This is a genomic window from Planomonospora sp. ID91781 (assembly GCF_015711595.1).
In the GTDB taxonomy this organism is placed as follows: Bacteria; Actinomycetota; Actinomycetes; order Streptosporangiales; family Streptosporangiaceae; genus Planomonospora; species Planomonospora parontospora.
On the sequence record NZ_JABTEY010000002.1, the window covers coordinates 1251817 to 1270000 of the forward strand.

13 protein-coding genes, 2 rRNA genes and 1 pseudogene (1 of these 16 cut by a window edge) are annotated in these 18184 nt (G+C 69.8%); 3 read left to right on the plus strand and 13 right to left on the minus strand.

Annotation, left to right across the window (positions count from 1 at the left end; translation table 11 throughout):
• The 6 genes and pseudogenes from HS048_RS24920 to HS048_RS24945 all read right to left on the minus strand — a co-directional run bounded on the left by HS048_RS24920 (position 1) and on the right by HS048_RS24945 (position 6234).
• On the minus strand, positions 1-1038 hold the full coding sequence (locus tag HS048_RS24920; protein ID WP_196468839.1) for a copper transporter: 1038 nt from the start codon (positions 1036-1038) through the stop codon (positions 1-3).
• A complete protein-coding gene (gene steA / locus HS048_RS24925) occupies positions 1035-2246 on the minus strand; it encodes a putative cytokinetic ring protein SteA (protein ID WP_068898997.1) in 1212 nt (403 codons plus the stop codon). Before steA ends, HS048_RS24920 begins: the two co-directional genes overlap by 4 nt.
• Before the next feature lie 115 nt (positions 2247-2361).
• Positions 2362-4074, minus strand: a complete 1713-nt coding sequence (recN, locus tag HS048_RS24930; protein WP_068898995.1) for a DNA repair protein RecN — start codon at positions 4072-4074, stop codon at positions 2362-2364.
• 134 nt (positions 4075-4208) lie between these two features.
• Positions 4209-5108 (minus strand): annotated as a pseudogene (locus HS048_RS24935) (NAD kinase); the annotation flags it as partial.
• Positions 5109-5236: 128 nt separating this feature from the next.
• Complete coding sequence (locus HS048_RS24940) at positions 5237-6055, minus strand: TlyA family RNA methyltransferase (protein WP_196468840.1); 819 nt, start codon at positions 6053-6055, stop codon at positions 5237-5239.
• Positions 6052-6234 carry a hypothetical protein gene (locus tag HS048_RS24945; protein WP_068898990.1) on the minus strand — a complete coding sequence of 61 codons (183 nt, stop codon included), beginning with the start codon at positions 6232-6234 and terminating at the stop codon, positions 6052-6054. The genes HS048_RS24940 and HS048_RS24945 overlap by 4 nt, the downstream gene beginning before the upstream one ends.
• A 460-nt stretch (positions 6235-6694) precedes the next feature.
• On the opposite strand from HS048_RS24945, the gene HS048_RS24950 reads away from it, so the two are divergent.
• On the plus strand, positions 6695-7042 hold the full coding sequence (locus HS048_RS24950; RefSeq protein WP_068898988.1) for an SCP2 sterol-binding domain-containing protein: 348 nt from the start codon (positions 6695-6697) through the stop codon (positions 7040-7042).
• A 251-nt stretch (positions 7043-7293) separates the two neighbouring features.
• Here the strand turns inward: HS048_RS24950 and HS048_RS24955 are convergent, their stop codons facing one another.
• Complete coding sequence (locus HS048_RS24955; RefSeq protein ID WP_196468841.1) at positions 7294-8328, minus strand: HAD-IIA family hydrolase; 1035 nt, start codon at positions 8326-8328, stop codon at positions 7294-7296.
• 52 nt (positions 8329-8380) lie between these two features.
• Positions 8381-8821 (minus strand): M48 family metallopeptidase, encoded by a 441-nt coding sequence (locus tag HS048_RS24960; RefSeq protein WP_068898983.1) that lies wholly within the window; start codon positions 8819-8821, stop codon positions 8381-8383.
• A 110-nt stretch (positions 8822-8931) separates the two neighbouring features.
• Between HS048_RS24960 and HS048_RS24965 the strand changes: the two genes are divergently transcribed.
• Complete coding sequence (locus HS048_RS24965; RefSeq protein WP_196468842.1) at positions 8932-10284, plus strand: DUF1015 domain-containing protein; 1353 nt, start codon at positions 8932-8934, stop codon at positions 10282-10284.
• Between the two features lie 99 nt (positions 10285-10383).
• Here the strand turns inward: HS048_RS24965 and HS048_RS24970 are convergent, their stop codons facing one another.
• Positions 10384-10761: a single-stranded DNA-binding protein gene (locus HS048_RS24970; RefSeq protein WP_196468843.1), complete on the minus strand. Its 378-nt coding sequence runs from the start codon at positions 10759-10761 to the stop codon at positions 10384-10386.
• 84 nt (positions 10762-10845) lie between these two features.
• Here HS048_RS24970 and HS048_RS24975 point away from each other — a divergent pair, with 84 nt between their 5' ends.
• Positions 10846-11799, plus strand: coding sequence for an MBL fold metallo-hydrolase (locus HS048_RS24975; protein ID WP_068898979.1), 954 nt, complete (start codon positions 10846-10848; stop codon positions 11797-11799).
• 57 nt (positions 11800-11856) lie between these two features.
• Here HS048_RS24975 and HS048_RS24980 read toward each other — a convergent pair whose 3' ends face one another.
• The 4 genes from HS048_RS24980 to HS048_RS24995 form a co-directional block, all read right to left on the minus strand.
• Positions 11857-12852: a hypothetical protein gene (locus HS048_RS24980; RefSeq protein WP_196468844.1), complete on the minus strand. Its 996-nt coding sequence runs from the start codon at positions 12850-12852 to the stop codon at positions 11857-11859.
• A 14-nt stretch (positions 12853-12866) separates the two neighbouring features.
• Positions 12867-14120, minus strand: coding sequence for a hypothetical protein (locus HS048_RS24985; RefSeq protein ID WP_196468845.1), 1254 nt, complete (start codon positions 14118-14120; stop codon positions 12867-12869).
• A gap of 823 nt (positions 14121-14943) precedes the next feature.
• Positions 14944-15060, minus strand: a 5S ribosomal RNA gene (rrf, locus tag HS048_RS24990).
• A 136-nt stretch (positions 15061-15196) separates the two neighbouring features.
• Positions 15197-18184, minus strand: a 23S ribosomal RNA gene (locus HS048_RS24995); it runs 136 nt beyond the window's last position.

The following is an 18184-nucleotide window of genomic DNA, read 5'->3' on the forward strand; positions in this document are numbered from 1 at the left end:
TCATCCTCCGGAATCGGCGGTGGGGGGCGGGGAGGCCGACGGCGCCGGGGTCGGCGCGGTGGGCTCGAAGGCCGAGGCGCCGGTGCCGATGCCGTACTGGCCGACGCCGCCGGCCAGTTGCTCCCGCAGAGCGTAGACCACCACGACCCGGCCCGCGGACATATCGGCGGTGTCCACGCTGGAGACCTTCTCCGCGGCCACGGTGTTCTCACGCAGCGCGGCCAGGGCCCCGCCGGCCGCGGTGGCGGCCGCGGTGCCGGTCAGCACGCTCCCCCGGGAACCCTCGTCCAGGCCGAGCGCCGTCGCCGCGAGCGCGTCCGCCTGCGCGGCCGCGCTCTCCCCGGCGTACGGCTCCGCGGGTGCGATCAGCACCGCCGCGCCCGCCAGGAAGAGCCGCCCCTCCGGCGCCGCGGAGGCCTCCCGGCCGTCGGCTGCGGGCGTGGCGGCCGTCCCGGTGACGCTGAGCAGCCCCGCGCGCTCGAAGGCGTCGAGGATCCCTCCCGCCTCCGGGTTCTCCTTGCCCGTCTGGGTGGGATCGGCGGTCACGATCGCGCTGGCCAGCACCGCCGCGGCCTTGTCGTACGGCGTGTCCTCCGCGGGGAAGACCACGCTCGCCGGCTTGACCGCGAGGGCGAGCCGGTCGATGAAGCCCGACTGCTCGGCGTCGACGTACTTCTCGGTGAGGGTGACCCGGCCGGTCACCGTCGCCCCGGCGTCGGAGATCGTCTGCTGCACCGCGTCGCGGACGGCCGCGGTGGCGCCGGGGGCCTCGACGATCACGACGCTCTGCCCGGCCAGCCCGCCCCGGACCAGCTCGGGGGTGCGGGCGGCGGCGAAGGCGTCGTTTCCGGCCTCGCGCTTGCGCAGGACGTCCAGCTGGTCGCGGAGCTCGGTGTTGCCCTTGCTGAGTTGGTCGGCGAGGGTCTCGGCCGTCTTGATGGCCGGCTCCTCCAGCAGGGTGGTGCCCAGCACGATGCCGACCGAGAGCGCGAGGAAGATCGCGACGATGGAGACGAGGTGATAGCGGAAATCGATCACGAGAAGAGTCCGACCAGCCAGAAGGTGAAGCTGCTCCAGACGTCGCGGAGGCTGTCGATCCAGATCTTGCCCACCGGGGAGACGAAGATCGCGACCCCCATGGTGATCAGCGTCGTGGCGACGAGCAGGAGCAGGGACGGAGTGGAGATCCGGCTGCGGTAGAGCCGGCTGACGCCCTTCGCGTCGATGAGCTTGCTGCCCACCCGCAACCGGGTGAGGAAGGTGCTGGCCATGCCGGACCGTCCCTTGTCCAGGAACTCCTCCAGCGTCCAGTGCGTGCCGACGGCGACGAGCAGCTCGGCGCCCTTGTCGTCGGCGATCAGCATCGCGATGTCCTCGCTGGTCCCGATCGCCGGAAAGACCACGGCCTCGCGCCCGAGCTGCTCGACCCGCTCCAGGCCCGGCGCCCGGCCGTCCCGGTAGGCGTGCACGACCAGCTCCGCGCCGCACGACAGCGCCTTGGCGGAGACCGAGTCGAAGTCGCCGACGATGACGTCCGGCATGTATCCGGCCTCCAGCAGCGCGTCGGCGCCGCCGTCGACGCCGATCATCACGGGGCGGTACTCCCGGATGTAGGGGCGCAGGGCCGCGATGTCCTCCTTGTAGTGGTAACCGCGGACCACGATGAGGACGTGGCGCCCCTCCATGTCGGTCCGGATGTCGGGCACGCCGACCCCGTCGATGAGCAGGTCCCGCTCACGGCGGACGTACTCCATGGTGTTCGCGGCGAACGCCTCGATCTGGACGGTCAGGCCGGCCCGCGCCTCGGCCATCGCGGCCTCGACGGACTCGGCCGTCTGCACCTCGCCCTTGCCCACGAGCTCGTCGTCGAGGTAGACCGCGCCCTCGTGCAGGCGGACCAGGTCGCCGTCCTTGATCCGCTCGAACAGCTCGGAGGTGGCGTTGTCGACGAACGGCACGCCCGCCTCGATGATGATCTGCGGCCCCATGTTGGGGTAGCGGCCGCTGATGCCCGCGGCGACGTTGACCACGCCCGCCGCGCCGCACGCGACAAGCGCCTCCGCGCTCACCCGGTCGACGTCCACGTGATCGATGATTGCGATCTCCCCGGCCTGGAGGCGTTTTGTCAGCCTCTTGGTCCGCCGGTCGATCCTCGCCACTGCCGTCACCCCGGGAAGGTCCGTGACCTTCCTGCGGCGGAGGTATCCGTTGAGCCTGCGTTGCAGCCCGTCAGTCGGAACCTTCATCGTGTCCATCCTGCCAGAGGGAGAGAGCGGGAGAGTCCCGTACCGGGCGGCGTGTCAACCCCGGCGCCGCGCGCCGCCGTCCGGACGCGCCCGCCCGGACGTGCGGACGGACCGCTCATTCCTTGGCCGCGGCCGCCGCGGCCAGCAGCTCCTCGGCGTGCGCCCGGCCGAGCTCGGAGTCCTCCAGACCCGCCAGCATGCGGGAGAGCTCGCGGATCCGGCCGTCCCGGTCCAGGGCCACCACGCCGCTGCGCACCACGCTGCCGTCGTCGGCCTTCTCCACGACCAGGTGCTGGTCGGCGAAGGCCGCGACCTGCGGCAGGTGTGTGACCACTATCACCTGCGCGGTGCGGGCGAGGTGGGCCAGCCTCCGCCCGATCTCGACCGCGGCCTTGCCGCCGACCCCCGCGTCGACCTCGTCGAACACGAACGTCGGCACCGGGTCGGCACCGGCGAACACCACCTCGATGGCCAGCATGACACGGCTCAGCTCACCGCCCGAGGCCCCCTTGTTGAGCGGCAGCGGCGGCGACGCCGGATGCGGGGACATGCGCAGCTCGACCTCGTCCACGCCCTGCGGGCCGAAGTCGGCCGCCTCGCCGATCTCGACCACGACGCGCGCGTGCGGCATGGCCAGGGCGGTGAGCTCCTCGGTGACGGCCCGTCCGAACCGCTCGGCGGCGGCCCTGCGGATCCGGGTCAGCTCGGCGGCCAGCTCGGTGAGGCGGCCGGTGAGCTCCTCCTGCTCGCGGGTGAGGTCGCCGATCCGGTCGTCGTCGCCCTCCAGCTCGGCCAGGCGGCGCGCGGCCTGCTCGGCCCAGCCGAGCACCGCCGCGGTGTCCTCGCCGTACTTGCGCACCAGGTGGGTGAGGACGGCCCGGCGCTCCTGGACGGCCGCCAGCCGCGCCGGATCGGCCTCGATCGACTCGGCGTAGCCGGCCAGTTCCGTGGCGATGTCGGAGATGAGGTAGCCGGCCTCGGCGAGCCGGTCGGCGAGCCCGGCCAGCGCCGGGTCGAAGTCGCGGACCGCGTCGACCGCGGCGCGCGCCTGCCCGACCAGCGAGGCGGCGTCCTGCACGGCCTGCTCGGCGGACATGGGGTCGCCGAGCAGCGCGGTGTGCGCCGTCTCAGCGGCGGTCCTGAGCGCGTCGGCGTGGGAGAGCCGCTCCTCCTCCTCCAGGAGGCCGGCGTCCTCCCCCGGCTTGGGATCGGCCTTCTCGACCTCCTCCAGCCCGAACCTGAGCAGGTCGGCCTCCTGGCTGCGCTCCCTGGCCCTGGTGGTGAGCTCGGCCAGTTGCTCGGCGACCTCCCGGTGCCGCTTGTAGGCCTGCTCGTAGGCGCGCAACGGCTTGACCAGCTCGTCACCGGCGTAGCGGTCGAGCGCGGCGCGCTGGCGGCCCGGCTGCAGCAGCCGCTGCTGGTCCATCTGCCCGTGCACGGCCACCAGGTCTTCGGCCAGGTAGGTGAGCGTGCCCACCGGGACGCCGCGCCCGCCCAGCCAGGCCCGGCTGCGGCCCTCGGCGGAGACCGTGCGCGAGACGATCAGCTCACCGTCCTCGACCACGCCGCCGAGGTCCTCGACCTGCTGGGCCACCCGGCCCCGCGGGTCGACCACGAGGGTGCCCTCGACGGTGGCCTTGTCGGCCCCGGGACGGACCCGGGCGGGGTCGGCCCGGCCGCCGAACAACAGCCCGAGACCGGTCACCACCATGGTCTTGCCCGCACCGGTCTCACCGGTGACCACGGTGAATCCCGGCGACAACGCCAGGACGGCCTCGTCGATCACGCCGAGCCCCTGGATGCGGACCTCCTCGACCCTGGGTCGCACTGGTCCCTCCCGTCACATCGAATCGACCGAACATCAGTGCGGTGCGCGGGCACGATCCTACGCGCTCGCACCTGCCACCGCCCGGACGCGCGACCCCGGGGCCGCGCGGCAGAACATGGGTCCGCGGACGGACTCTAGGGCCTCGTACGGCCGCGCCACCCCTGGACGGGGAGGTCGAACTTGGCCACCAGCCGGTCGGTGAACGGCGCCCCGGTGTCCTCCACGCCGTGCAGCCGGGCGAGCCGTACCGGAACCTCGCCCCGGCGGACCTCGACCCTGGCCCCGGCGGGCAGGTCGAACCGGCGGCGGCCGTCGCACCACAGCACCGCGCCCGCGGTCTGCGGCTGGATCTCCAGCGCCAGGGCGGAGCGGGGCGAGACCACCAGCGGCCGGGCGAACAGCGCGTGCGCGCTGATCGGCACCAGCAGCAACGCCTCCACCTCGGGCCAGACGACCGGCCCTCCGGCGGAGAACGCGTACGCGGTCGAACCGGTCGGCGTGGCGCAGATGACCCCGTCGCACCCCCACCGCGACAGCGGCCGCCCGTCTATCTCGGCGACCACCTCGAGCATGCGCTCGCGCTTCTCCACGGTGGCCTCGTTCAGCGCCCACGTGTCGGCCAGCACCTGCCCGTTGAGGCGGGCGGTGACCTCGATCGTCATCCGCTCCTCGACGTCGTAGCGCCCCTGCACCACGCAGTCCACCGCCGCCGCCAGGTCCTCCACCTCGGCCTCGGCGAGGAAGCCCACGTGCCCGAGGTTGACCCCGAGCAGCGGGACCCCGGCCGGGCGGGCCAGCTCGGCGGCCCGCAGGAGGCTGCCGTCGCCGCCGAGGACGATCATCATCTCGGCGTCCTGGATCGCGGACAGGCCCGTGGGCACCACGTCGACCCCCGGGCAGGCGACGGCCTCCGCCTCGGCGCCGAGCACGCGCACGGTCAGGCCCTCCTCGACGAGCCGGCCGATCACCATCCGGGCGCTGTCGACGGCGGCCTCCCGCCCCGTGTGGGCGGTGACGAGCACGGTGCGCTTCGACGCCGCGGCCCGTCCTGCGGAGGGTTCGGCCGAGGACCCGGACGAGGACCCGGCCGCCTGCGCCGCCCGGGAACCGGCCGACGGGCCCGTCCCGGGAGTCGCCGGGGGCTCGGCATGGGGCCGCGCGGTCACTGCGGACCCTCCGCCACCGCGCGCGCGATCTCCGCGTCGATGTCCTCCACCGGCGGAGCGCCCTCCCCCTTGCCCAGCCAGATCACGTACTCGACGTTGCCCGAGGGGCCCGGGAGGGGGCTGGCGGTGACGCCCCGCACGACCAGGCCGAGCGCCTGCGCGGCCTCGGCGACGTCTCGTACGGCCTGCGCGCGCAGCACCGGGTCGCGGACGACGCCGCCCGCGCCGACCCGCTCCCTGCCGACCTCGAACTGCGGCTTGACCAGCATCGCGAAGTCCGCCTCCGGGGCGGCGCAGGCGGCCAGGGCGGGCAGCACCAGCCGCAGGGAGATGAACGACAGGTCGCCGACGACCAGCGTGGGGGCCTCGCCGACCATCTCGGGAGTCAGGTCCCTGACGTTGACCCGCTCCATGACCGTGACCCGCTCGTCGGTCCTGAGCGACCAGGCGAGCTGGCCGTACCCGACGTCGACGGCGAGCACGTGCGCCGCGCCTTCGCGCAGCAGCACGTCGGTGAACCCGCCGGTCGACGCGCCGGCGTCCAGGCAGCGCCGCCCCCGGACGCTCAGCCCTTCCGGGCCGAACGCCGCCAGCGCCCCGACGAGCTTGTGCGCGCCCCGCGAGACGTAGTCGGGCCCCTCCTCCGCCTCGGTGACCACGATCGCCGAGGCGGTGTCGACCTGCGTGGCGGGCTTGGCCGCCGTCCGGCCTCCGATGGTCACCCGGCCCGCCTCGATGAGCTGGGCCGCCTGCTCACGGGAGCGGGCCAGCTTCCGGCGGACGAGCTCGCTGTCGAGGCGTGCCCGCCGGCTCATCGGGAACCGCCCTGGGCGTCGTCCGCCGAGGCGAGTGCGTCCTCCAGCCCGGCGAGGACCTCTTCGAACACGCCCACGTGCGCCGCCACCGGCACGTCGCCGAGCACGGCGAGGCCGCGCAGCGCGGTGTCCACCCGTTCGTCCCCGGTCTTCTCCGAGAGATCCCGCAGGTCCGTCATGCGCCCCCTCCGGAGGTGCTCTTCGCCGTCGCGGCGCCCTTCCGGGCACACCGGGACGGGGGGATCCGGCCGGCGAGCCGGTAATCGATCACATGTTCGATCGACACAACCATACCTCCTCGATCACCGCGGCACGGGCGGTTCCCGGGAGGCCGGACCCCGCCCCCGGACCCCGCCCCCGGGTCCCGGCCGGAACCCGCTCCGTCCGCGCTCCGCCGTGCGGGCGGAGCGGATCGGGCCTACCCGAACCGAGCCGCCCGCGAACTATCGCGCATGCCCCGCTCGTTGTCATCCCGACGGAGCCGCCGGCCGCTCCCGCGTCCTGCGACGGCCCGGGCGGGGACGGGCCGGTCCCCGGCGCGCCCGCCGCACCGGATCGCGCACCGCGTCCATGTGGAACGCTACCGTCCATAGGGAATGGGATCCGGGCCGGTCCTCAAGGAGAAAGGAGCGCCACTCGATGGCGACCATCGACGAGTGCCGGGCGGCACTTCGGAAGCTCGGCGAGCAGTTCGACGAGATCGCCCCGGAGGACCGCGCGAAGCATGTGGTCGAGCGCACCATCAGCTGCCACGTCAGCGACCTGGGAGTCACCTTCCACGGCCGCATCCACCACGGCGGCCTCGGCCCCTTCGACGACAGCCCTCCGGCCGACGGCGCCTCCCCCGCGGTGAAGCTGACCATCGGCAGCGACGACCTGGTCGCGCTCGTCAACGGCGAGCTCGACATGGGACGCGCCGTCTTCGGCGGACGGGTCAAGATCGACGCCAGCTTCGGCGACCTCATGCGCCTCCGCAAACTCCTCTGAGCGCCCGTACGGCACGGCGGCCCGGGGAGCGTCCGGGCACCCGGGAATCGTCCGGACACCCGGGGGCCGGACGGTCTGATCCCCGGCCGTCCGGTCGGCAGGGGTTCGGACGGTCCGGTCCCGGTGGGCCGGTCAGCCGGTCCCCTGCGCGCCCCGGGTGATCCGGCCGACCCGGGTGGTCCGAGCGGCCCGGGGTGCACAGGAGACCCGAGCCGCCCGGAACCGCGGGGTCGATCTCCCGGAATCCCGGGTCACCCGCGCAGACCGGGCCCCCCGGAGAGCGCGTCGCCCCGGAGCAGGGAGGCGAGCACGTCCTTCACCGCGTCCTCGTCCGCCCGCTCGTCCCCGGCGGCCTCCCACGCGGCGGCACAGGCCGCCCGCAGCCCGTCGGAGGGCTCGCCCCCGCCCTCCAGCCGGAGCCTCCCCCCGGCCCACCGGGCGGCCCAGCCCGCACAGGTCCATCCTCCGCCGTCCCGTCCCGGGGCGGTGTACGGCCGGTGCAGCGCGGACAGGTCGGCGGCGAGGTAGGTGGGCCGCTGCCCGGGCCCGGCGGTCAGCAGGTCGAGGGGGCCCGCGACGCCGGTCAGCACCAGCAGGCTGTCCACCCCGGCGTTGCGGGCCCCCTCGATGTCGGTGTCGAGCCGGTCTCCGACCACGAGCGGCCGGGCCGCACCGGTCCGGATCATCGATTCACGGTGCAGCGGCGGCTCCGGCTTCCCGGCAACGATCGGCTCCACCCCCGTCGCGGCGGCGATCACCCGCGTCATCGCGCCGTTGCCCGGCAGCTCTCCCCGGCCGGTCGGCATGGTCGAGTCCGCGTTCGCGGCGACGAACAGGGCCCCCCGCCGTACGGCCAGCGCGCCCTCCGACAACAGGCCGTAGGAGAGGTCGGGCGCGATGCCCTGCACCACCGCCGCCGGCTCCTCCAGGGCGGTGCTGACCGGGCGCAGGCCGTGGGCGCGCAGTGCGGCACGCAGCCCCATGCCCCCCACCACCAGGACCGCCGACCCCGGGGCGACCCGCTCGGCGACCAGCCGCGCCGCCGCCTGCGCCGAGGTGACGACGTCGGCGGGCGTCGCGGGGGCGCCGAGCTCGCTCAGATGACCGGCGATCGCGGCGGGGGTGCGGGAGGCGTTGTTGGTGACGTAGGCGAGCCGTACGCCGCGTTCCTCCGCCCGCCGCAGAGCCTCAGGGGCCCCGGGCACTGCGCCCCGGCCGAGGTACACGACCCCGTCCAGGTCCAGCAGGAGGGTGTCATAGGCGTCGATCAGCGTCTGTGAGTCCACCGGATCATTCCATCATCCGCCCCGGCCGCGCCCCTCAGGAGTTCGTTCCCGGTCACGTCCGGCGGGCGCGCAGCGTCGCGCGGACGCTCTTCAGCGCCGAGACGTAATGGCGCTGGTCGGGCCGCATCGCGACGGCGATGGCCAGGGGCTCCTGGGCGGCCTCCATGTCCCCGGTCCGCCACAGGGCCAGGCCCAGTCCGAAGTAGGCGTAGTCCTCGGTCGGGTTGGCATCGACGATCCAGCGGAAACTGTCGACGGCCTCGGCGTAGCGCCTGGAGTTGAACTGGGCGCGGGCGAGCGCCTCGCGGATGCTCCGCGACTCGGGCTCGGCGTCGGCGGCGCGCTCCAGCAGCGCGGCGGCGGCCGCGGGGCTCCCCTCGGCCAGGAGTCTCATCCCGCGCTGGAACCACTCGTAGACGTTCCCCGCCGGCGCACCGGCCTCGGATCCGAGGCCGGAATCGGGGGAATCAGACGGACCGCGTCCTTCGACCATTGCCAAGGCCTCCTTCATCGACAGGCGGCAGATCCGACCGATTTCCCTGGTGGGAGCGGCACCGCCACACCCGCAGGGCGATATCCGGACGTTCCAGGCCTTATGGCAGCATGCCCCGTATGGCCAATCCTGAACTGCCGATACCCGACGGACTGGTGCTGCGTCCGTTCCACGGCGTGCGGTTCGCGGTCGACGATCTGGCCGAGGTGACCTCGCCGCCTTACGATCTCATCGCGGAGAACGACGTGCGCGAGCTTCTCGACTCCCACCCCAACAACGTCGTGCGGTTGATCCTTCCCGGAGCCGACCGCCACCGCTACGCCGAGGCCCGTGAGATCCTCGGGTCCTGGCTCTCCTCCGGGGTGCTGGTCGTCGACGCGGCACCCGCGGTGTACGTCTACGAGCAGGCCGGGCAGGGGGTGCTCCAGCGAGGGCTCATCGGAGACGTGGGCCTGGCCGCCCCCGGGCAGCGGGTGATCCTGCCTCACGAGGACGTCATGCCCGGCCCGGTGGCCGACCGCCTCGCACTCATGCGCACGACCGAGGCCAACCTGGAACCCATCTTCCTCCTCTACGAGGGCCGGGGCGGCGCCGCCACCCGTCTCGTCGACCGGGTCGCCGCCACCCGCCCGCCGCTGACCGAAGCCGAGACACGGGACGGGGTGCGCCACCGGCTCTGGGCCGTGACCGACCCCGCCGAGCTCTCCGAACTCGACGACGACCTGCGCGACCGCAGCGCCCTCATCGCCGACGGTCACCACCGCTACGCCACCTACCGCGCACTGCAGGCGGAGCACCACGCGGCCGGCTCCCGCACCGGGAGGGACGAGCCCGGGCCCTGGGACTTCGGCCTGGCCCTCCTGGTGGACGTCGAGGCCTACCCACCGGAGCTGAAGGCCATCCACCGGGTCATCCCGGGCCTGCCGCTCGGCGAGGCCGTCGCCCGTGCGAGGGGCGCCTGGCAGGTCCACGAGCACGCCGACCTGGCCAAGGGCCTCGCCGCGCTGGAGGAGGCCACCGGCCCCGCCTTCCTGTTGTCCGACGGAGGCCCCACGCACCTGCTCACCGATCCCGACCCCTGCCAGCTCGAGCACGCCATGCCCGCGGACCGCTCCGCCCGGTGGCGTGCGCTGAACACCTCGGTCCTCACGGAGTTCCTGTTGCCGAAGGTCTGGGGGATGCAGGACGACGAGCACTCGGTGCGCATCGTGCACCACGACCCCGAGGCCGCGGTACGGCTCGCCCGTGACAGCGGGGGGACCGCCGTGCTGCTGAACCCCCTCGCGGTCGACGACGTGCTCGCGGTCGCCGCGCAGAACGAGCGGGTCCCGCGCAAGTCCACCTCCTTCGGCCCCAAGCCCCGCACCGGCCTGATCCTGCGCCTGCTCACCGTGCAGCCGGACCGGAGGCCCAGGCCTTCCGGAGAGGACGGGTCTCCCTCGCCGGGCGGCCCGCCCCGGTAGAGGGGCACGGGATCGGAGGAACCGGCCGACCGGTATCGGAGCCCCGGCGATCAGGTCTCCGCCGGTCGGCGGAGTGTCACCGTCACGGGACCGGAGGGTTCAGCCGCGAGCGGGGGCAGCACCGGCGGAGACGCTCTCGTGCTGGTCGCAGGCCTCCGGGGGCCGATGTTCGAGCCGTCTCACCGAACGGACCTCGACCTCGTAGCCGGATGCCTTCGCCCCGTCCTTCCCCCACCACCGCCGACGCAGGGAGCCGACGACCTCGACCATGTCGTCGGGACTCCACCCGGTCACCGTCTCGACGACACCGGGCTCGAACGCCACGCACGGGATGGTGTCCACGCGGATGCCGCGCCCCTGCTGCTGCCGTCTCCGGACGACCAGCCGCCAGGTGCCGAACCTGGTGCCGCTCTGCAACGACCTGACCTGAACGGTCTCGGGCAGACGGCCCGCCAGGACGACCTCATTGCGATCCATCGGATCCTCCTTCGATCTCTGCTGACCGAGGACGACTCTCTACGATGAGAGCTGTGCCGGGATGGCTGGAAGGTCATTCTGGGGATGCCGGTTCCAGTTCCGAGGTGGCCTGTGGACAACATCACCGATCTTGGCGGGGACGTCTACGAGATCGATACGAGAATGGCCGGATACTCCGGCATAACGGCGGGTTACCTGATCCTCGGGGATCGTCCCTGCCTGGTGGAGACGGGGACCTCCACCTCGGCCCCGGTGGTCAGGGACGCCCTGACCTCACTGGGGGTCGGTCCCCGCGATCTCGCGACGGTCGTCGTCACGCACATCCATCTGGACCACGCCGGCGGTGTCGGGGACATCGCGGGGTTCTACCCCGAGGCGGAGATCGTGGTGCACGAGAAAGGCGCGCGGCACCTCGCCGACCCGTCACGGCTCATGGCGAGCGCCCGGATGGTCTGGGGGGACAAGCTGGACGTCCTGTTCGGTGAGCTGTCCGCCACCGACGCCTCCCGGATCCGCGCGCTCGGCGACAGCGGATCCGTCGACCTCGGCAACGGCCGGGCCTTGCACAGCCACTACTCCCCCGGCCACGCCAAGCATCACGTGGGGCTCATCGACTCCGGCACCGGGGACCTCTACGTCGGAGACGCCGCGGGCGTCTACCTCCCGCAGACCGGCGACCTGCGTCCCGCCACCCCTCCACCGGACTTCGACCTGGACACCGCCCTGGACTCCATCGCGCTGTTCGAGGACCTCCGCCCGCAGCGCCTGCTGTTCAGCCACTACGGCCCGGTCACCGACGTGGCGGAGACCCTGGGGCGCTCTGCGGAGGAACTCCGGATCTGGGTCGATCTGACCCGGCAGGCCCGCTCGGAGGGCATGGACCTGGACCATGCGGTGGCCATGGTCAGGGAACGCACGCAGGAGCGTTACGCGGCGCTCAGGAGCGACGACGCGACCGCCGAGCAGTTCGAACTGCTGAGCGGAGCCCCGTCCAACGTCGCCGGCATCATGCACTGGCTGGACCGGGTCCAGCCCTGAGACGCCGAATCGGTCGGGGGACGAACCGGGATGGTTCGCCCCCCGACCGATCAAGGACTACTTCTTCCCGTCCTCGGCGTCCTTCTCGGCGTCCTCGTCGGCCTCGTGCTCGCCGCCTCGGTCGTCGTCGGCCTCGACGGAGTCATCGAGGATGTCACCGAAATCAGGCTCGATGAAGGCCGGACCGACACCGGTCTCGGGCTTCTGCACGGCTTTCCGCTCCGTGACGTCCTCCTCACGGGTCGGCTCCTCGACCGTGGGGGACTCTTCCTCCGCGATCTCGTCGATGACCCGCTCGTCGTCCCCGTCGAGATCGTCGTCATCTTCGATCTGCTCGTCCAGCACGCTGAAGCTCTCGAGCCCGATGTCCGTACCGTCCTCGGGGGCCTCGTCGGCGTCCGCATCACGGGTCACGCCGTCACGGGTCACGTCGGTCTCCGCGTCCTCTGAATCCGCAGAGCCCTCTTCGCCGTCCTCTTCGAGGTCCTCGATGACGGCACCGGTGAGCTCGGCGTAACGCTCGGCCGCGTCGGTCTCGCCGTCCTCGTCGAAGGCCATCGCGCGACCGAACCACTCCGTGGCCGCACCCTCGTGTCCCGCGTCCGCCAGGGCATCGGCGTAGGCGAAGGCCAGCCGCGCCGACCAGGGCTGAGGACGCTCGTCACGCAGCTCGGGCAGCCGCTGAAGGGTGATGACCGCAGCGTCCTTCTGGCCGAGATCCCGGCGTGCACCGGACTCCACGATGGCCATCTCGATCTTTCCCACCCGGTCGAGGCGCTCGGCCTCCTTGGAGCGGGCCAGATCGAGAGCCCGCTCCGGGCGTCCGAGACCGCGCTCGCAGTCCGCCATGATCGGTAGGAACGACTCCGACCCCGTCATCCGGCGAGCGGCACGCAGATCACTGAGCGCCTCCGCGAAATGCCCTGCCCGATAGGCGGCGATGCCGACGGCCTCGCGGATCACACCGATCCTGGCGGCGAAGCGGCGGGCGACCTTGGTGTGCTCGTACGCCTGCTCGGCGTCCTCCTCCCCGAGAGCCCGCTCCGCCGCCACCAGGTGACGGGAGATCAGATCGGCGAGGTCGAGGGGGAGAGAGCGCAGTTCCTCGCGAATCTCCTTGTCGAGCTCCTCGGCGGTGATGTCCGGAGCGAGCGGAGGCAGCTCCTCACGCTCTCGCGCCGGCGCCTCGTCGTTGCGGCGACCGCTCGGTTCATCACGGCTGTAACGGCTGCGGGAGCCGCCTTCACCGCGGAAGCCGCCGTCCCGGTCACCGTAAGGCCGACCGCCGGGACGGTCGTCCCGGTTGAACGGACGACGCTCCCCACCACGATCGTCCCGATCCCGATACCCACCACCACGCGGCCGGTCATCCCGACCGAACGAGGGACGATCCCCGCGATCCCGCGAACCGTACTGACCCCGCGCCTGATCCCGATCACCGTACGAACGCTGACCACCACGATCATCACGACCGCGGAAGCCGCCGTCCCGGTCACCGTAAGGCCGACCGCCGGGACGGTCGTCCCGGTTGAACGGACGACGCTCCCCACCACGATCGTCCCGATCCCGATACCCACCACCACGCGGCCGGTCATCCCGACCGAACGACGGACGATCCCCGCGATCCCGCGAACCGTACTGACCCCGCGCCTGATCCCGATCACCGTACGAACGCTGACCACCACGATCATCACGACCGCGGAAGCCGCCGTCCCGGTCACCGTAAGGCCGACCGCCGGGACGGTCGTCCCGGTTGAACGGACGACGCTCCCCACCACGATCGTCCCGATCCCGATACCCACCACCACGCGGCCGGTCATCCCGACCGAACGACGGACGATCCCCGCGATCCCGCGAACCGTACTGACCCCGCGCCTGATCCCGATCACCGTACGAACGCTGACCACCAAGATCATCACGACCGCGGAAGCCGCCGTCCCGGTCACCGTAAGGCCGACCGCCGGGACGGTCGTCCCGGTTGAACGGACGACGCTCCCCACCACGATCGTCCCGATCCCGATACCCACCACCACGCGGCCGGTCATCCCGACCGAACGACGGACGATCCCCCCGGTCCCGCGAACCGTACTGACCCCGCGCCTGATCCCGATCACCGTACGAACGCTGACCACCACGATCATCACGACCGCGGAAGCCGCCGTCCCGGTCACCGTAAGGCCGACCGCCGGGACGGTCGTCCCGGTTGAACGGACGACGCTCCCCACCACGATCGTCCCGATCCCGATACCCACCACCACGCGGCCGGTCATCCCGACCGAACGACGGACGATCCCCCGAAGGGCGACCCCCCGGACGGTCACCCCTGTCACCATAGGGACGCGGACCGCCCTCACGACCGAACGACGGACGATCCCCCCGGTCCCGCGAACCGTACTGACCCCGCGCCTGATCCCGATCACCGTACGAACGCTGACCACCACGATCATCACGGTTGAACGGACGGTCACCTCGATCCCGCGAACCGTATGTTCCTCCGGAACGGCCCTCTCGCCGCTCTCCGTATCGCGGACCGTCGCCGGGGCGTCCGCCCTGGTTCATGCGATCACCGCGGTAGCCCCCCTGACCGCCCGATCCGCGGTTCTCGCTCTCCTCGCGGCGGCCCTCGCCGTCACGCCCGTTGTCACTGTTCACTTCTGGTCCATTCGTTTGCTCATTTGGCGAGCGCGTCCCGTCTTGCTTCGCGGGACGAATCGTTGTACGGGCGGTCTCCGGCCGCGGGGTGCGCCCCGTTCGCTATCGCTGCCCCGCCCTATCGTGGTCTGGCGCGACGAAGGCCACCCGCGGTGGGGGTGGCCCGGCCTCTCCAGCCTAGCAAGTCACCCAAAGTCCCCAGACCCTATAGACCCTGTTGAGGAACTCGATCACTGTCTGGCCCGCTACGAGAGCCGGCGCATCGAGTTCTACGAGACCGCCGGGGTCTTCCACTGGCCTCGGCAGTACGCCTGGGGCGAGTTGCCCGGCTCGCAGCCGTACCACGGTGACCGGAGACCTTCGCACTGCACACCGGATAACGATCACCGACCGCCCCTGAAGGACGACCCGGCCCGCCCCGCACCACCCCGGAAACAGCACCATAGAAAACAAGAAAGGGCCGCCCCGAAGGGCGGCCCTCACTCAACAAATGTCCGGCGGCGACCTACTCTCCCACACCCTCCCGAGTGCAGTACCATCGGCGCTGAAGAGCTTAACTTCCGGGTTCGGAATGTAACCGGGTGTTTCCCCTTCGCCATAACCGCCGTAACCCCATGAAACAATCAAACAGGAAACCCGTTTGCCGTCTCAGAATTGCCTAGTGGACGCGAGCAAGAACCCCGGTTTCGCGCTGCTCCGGACCCGGCGAGGATACAGAGCGCTGCAGAAACCAAGCATAAACTTTGAGGTCAAGTCCTCGGCCTATTAGTACCGGTCAGCTCCACACATTACTGCGCTTCCACCTCCGGCCTATCAACCCGGTCGTCTACCGGGAGCCTTACCCCTCACGGGTGGGAGACCTCATCTCAAGGCGAGCTTCCCGCTTAGATGCTTTCAGCGGTTATCCCTTCCGAACGTAGCCAACCAGCCGTGCTCCTGGCGGAACAACTGGCACACCAGAGGTTCGTCCGTCCCGGTCCTCTCGTACTAGGGACAGCCCCTTTCAAGTCTCCTGCGCGCGCAGCGGATAGGGACCGAACTGTCTCGCGACGTTCTAAACCCAGCTCGCGTACCGCTTTAATGGGCGAACAGCCCAACCCTTGGGACCTACTCCAGCCCCAGGATGCGACGAGCCGACATCGAGGTGCCAAACCATCCCGTCGATATGGACTCTTGGGGAAGATCAGCCTGTTATCCCCGGGGTACCTTTTAGCCGTTGAGCGACGGCGCTTCCACATGCCACCGCCGGATCACTAGTCCCAGCTTTCGCTCCTGCTCGACCCGTCGGTCTCACAGTCAAGCTCCCTTGTGCACTTACACTCGACACCTGATTGCCAACCAGGCTGAGGGAACCTTTGGGCGCCTCCGTTACCCTTTAGGAGGCAACCGCCCCAGTTAAACTACCCACCAGACACTGTCCCTGATCCGGATCACGGACCGAAGTTAGACGTTCAAAACGACCAGAGTGGTATTTCACCAATGACTCCACCCGAACTAGCGTCCGAGCCTCATAGTCTCCCACCTATCCTACACAAGACGCTCCAAACGCCAATGTCAAGCTGTAGTGAAGGTCCCGGGGTCTTTCCGTCCTGCTGCGCGTAACGAGCATCTTTACTCGTAGTGCAATTTCGCCGGGTCTGCGGTTGAGACAGCGGGGAAGTCGTTACGCCATTCGTGCAGGTCGGAACTTACCCGACAAGGAATTTCGCTACCTTAGGATGGTTATAGTTACCACCGCCGTTTACTGGCGCTTAAGTTCTCAGCGTCGCAGGCTTGCGCCCGCTAACCGGTCCCCTTAACGTTCCAGCACCGGGCAGGCGTCAGTCCGTATACATCGTCTTACGACTTCGCACGGACCTGTGTTTTTAGTAAACAGTCGCTTCCCCCTGGCCACTGCGGCCCCCACCAGCTCGGGGAGCAAGTCCCGTCACCAGCGAAGGCCCCCCTTCTCCCGAAGTTACGGGGGCAATTTGCCGAGTTCCTTAACCACAGTTCACCCGATCGCCTTGGTATTCTCTACCTGACCACCTGAGTCGGTTTCGGGTACGGGCCGCACTGATGCTCGCTAGAGGCTTTTCTCGGCAGCATAGGATCACCCACTTCGCCACAATCGGCTCGGCATCACATCTCAGGATACATGAGAGGCGGATTTGCCTACCTCTCTCCCTACCTGCTTACCCCAGGACTACCATCGCCTGGGATGGGCTACCTTCCTGCGTCACCCCATCGCTTACCTACTACCAGATCAGGCCAGGCGTTCACTCTGACACCATCCCCGAAGGGACGATCGAGTTAAGGACCCTTAGTATCACTGGATTCGATATGGGCGCATCACCACGGGTACGGGAATATCAACCCGTTGTCCATCGACTACGCCTGTCGGCCTCGCCTTAGGTCCCGACTTACCCTGGGCGGATTAGCCTGGCCCAGGAACCCTTGGTCATCCGGCGCAGAAGTTTCTCACTTCTGATTCGCTACTCATGCCTGCATTCTCACTCGCACGGCCTCCACAACTCGATCACTCGGCTGCTTCGCCGGCCGCACGACGCTCCCCTACCCATCCACACACCCAGACAGCTCACGCTGCCAGGCTCAATGTGTGAATGCCACGACTTCGGCGGTGCACTTGAGCCCCGCTACATTGTCGGCGCGGAATCACTTGACCAGTGAGCTATTACGCACTCTTTCAAGGGTGGCTGCTTCTAAGCCAACCTCCTGGTTGTCACTGCGACTCCACATCCTTTCCCACTTAGCACACGCTTAGGGGCCTTAGTCGGTGGTCTGGGCTGTTTCCCTCTCGACTACGGAGCTTATCCCCCGCAGTCTCACTGCCACGCTCTCACTTACCGGCATTCGGAGTTTGGCTGACGTCAGTAACCTTGTCGGGCCCATCGGCCATCCAGTGCTCTACCTCCGGCAAGAAACACGCGACGCTGCACCTAAATGCATTTCGGGGAGAACCAGCTATCACGGAGTTTGATTGGCCTTTCACCCCTAAACACAGGTCATCCCCCAGGTTTTCAACCCTGGTGGGTTCGGTCCTCCACGCAGTCTTACCCACGCTTCAACCTGCCCATGCCTAGATCACTCCGCTTCGGGTCTACAGCATGCGACTCAAACGCCCTATTCAGACTCGGTTTCCCTACGGCTCCCCCACACGGGTTAACCTCGCCACACACCATAACTCGCAGGCTCATTCTTCAAAAGGCACGCAGTCACATCACGCACAGCAAGCTGTGCACGCTCCTACGGCTTGTAGGCACACGGTTTCAGGTACTATTTCACGACCCCTCACCGGGGTGCTTTTCACCTTTCCCTCACGGTACTAGTGCACTATCGGTCATCAGGGAGTATTTAGGCTTACCAGGTGGTCCTGGCAGATTCACACAGGATTTCTCGGGCCCCGTGCTACTTGGGATCCCCTCCAGCAGTCCAACAGGTTTCGCCTACCCGGCTCTCACGGTCTACGGCGTCCCTTCCCAGAGACTTCGACTACCCACTGGATTTCTCACTGCTCGAAGGAGCGGCAGCTCCTCCCGGAAGGTCCCACGACCCCGCACACGCAACGCCTGCCGGCTATCACACGCATACGGTTTAGCCTCATCCGCTTTCGCTCACCACTACTCACGGAATCACATGTTGTTTTCTCTTCCTACGGGTACTGAGATGTTTCACTTCCCCGCGTTACCACCAACCGCCCTATACATTCAGGCGGAGGCAACACCCCATGACG

Excerpts from the sequence above, each read along its gene's own strand:
- HS048_RS24970 (WP_196468843.1), bottom strand. The coding sequence starts at position 10,761 with ATGGATCGCAATGAGGTCGTCCTGGCGGGCCGTCTGCCCGAGACCGTT.
- HS048_RS24950 (WP_068898988.1), top strand. The coding sequence starts at position 6,695 with ATGGCGACCATCGACGAGTGCCGGGCGGCACTTCGGAAGCTCGGCGAG.
- steA (WP_068898997.1), bottom strand. The coding sequence starts at position 2,246 with ATGAAGGTTCCGACTGACGGGCTGCAACGCAGGCTCAACGGATACCTC.
- HS048_RS24965 (WP_196468842.1), top strand. The coding sequence starts at position 8,932 with ATGCCCCGTATGGCCAATCCTGAACTGCCGATACCCGACGGACTGGTG.
- HS048_RS24940 (WP_196468840.1), bottom strand. The coding sequence starts at position 6,055 with ATGAGCCGGCGGGCACGCCTCGACAGCGAGCTCGTCCGCCGGAAGCTG.
- HS048_RS24960 (WP_068898983.1), bottom strand. The coding sequence starts at position 8,821 with ATGGTCGAAGGACGCGGTCCGTCTGATTCCCCCGATTCCGGCCTCGGA.
- HS048_RS24975 (WP_068898979.1), top strand. The coding sequence starts at position 10,846 with ATGCCGGTTCCAGTTCCGAGGTGGCCTGTGGACAACATCACCGATCTT.
- HS048_RS24945 (WP_068898990.1), bottom strand. The coding sequence starts at position 6,234 with ATGACGGACCTGCGGGATCTCTCGGAGAAGACCGGGGACGAACGGGTG.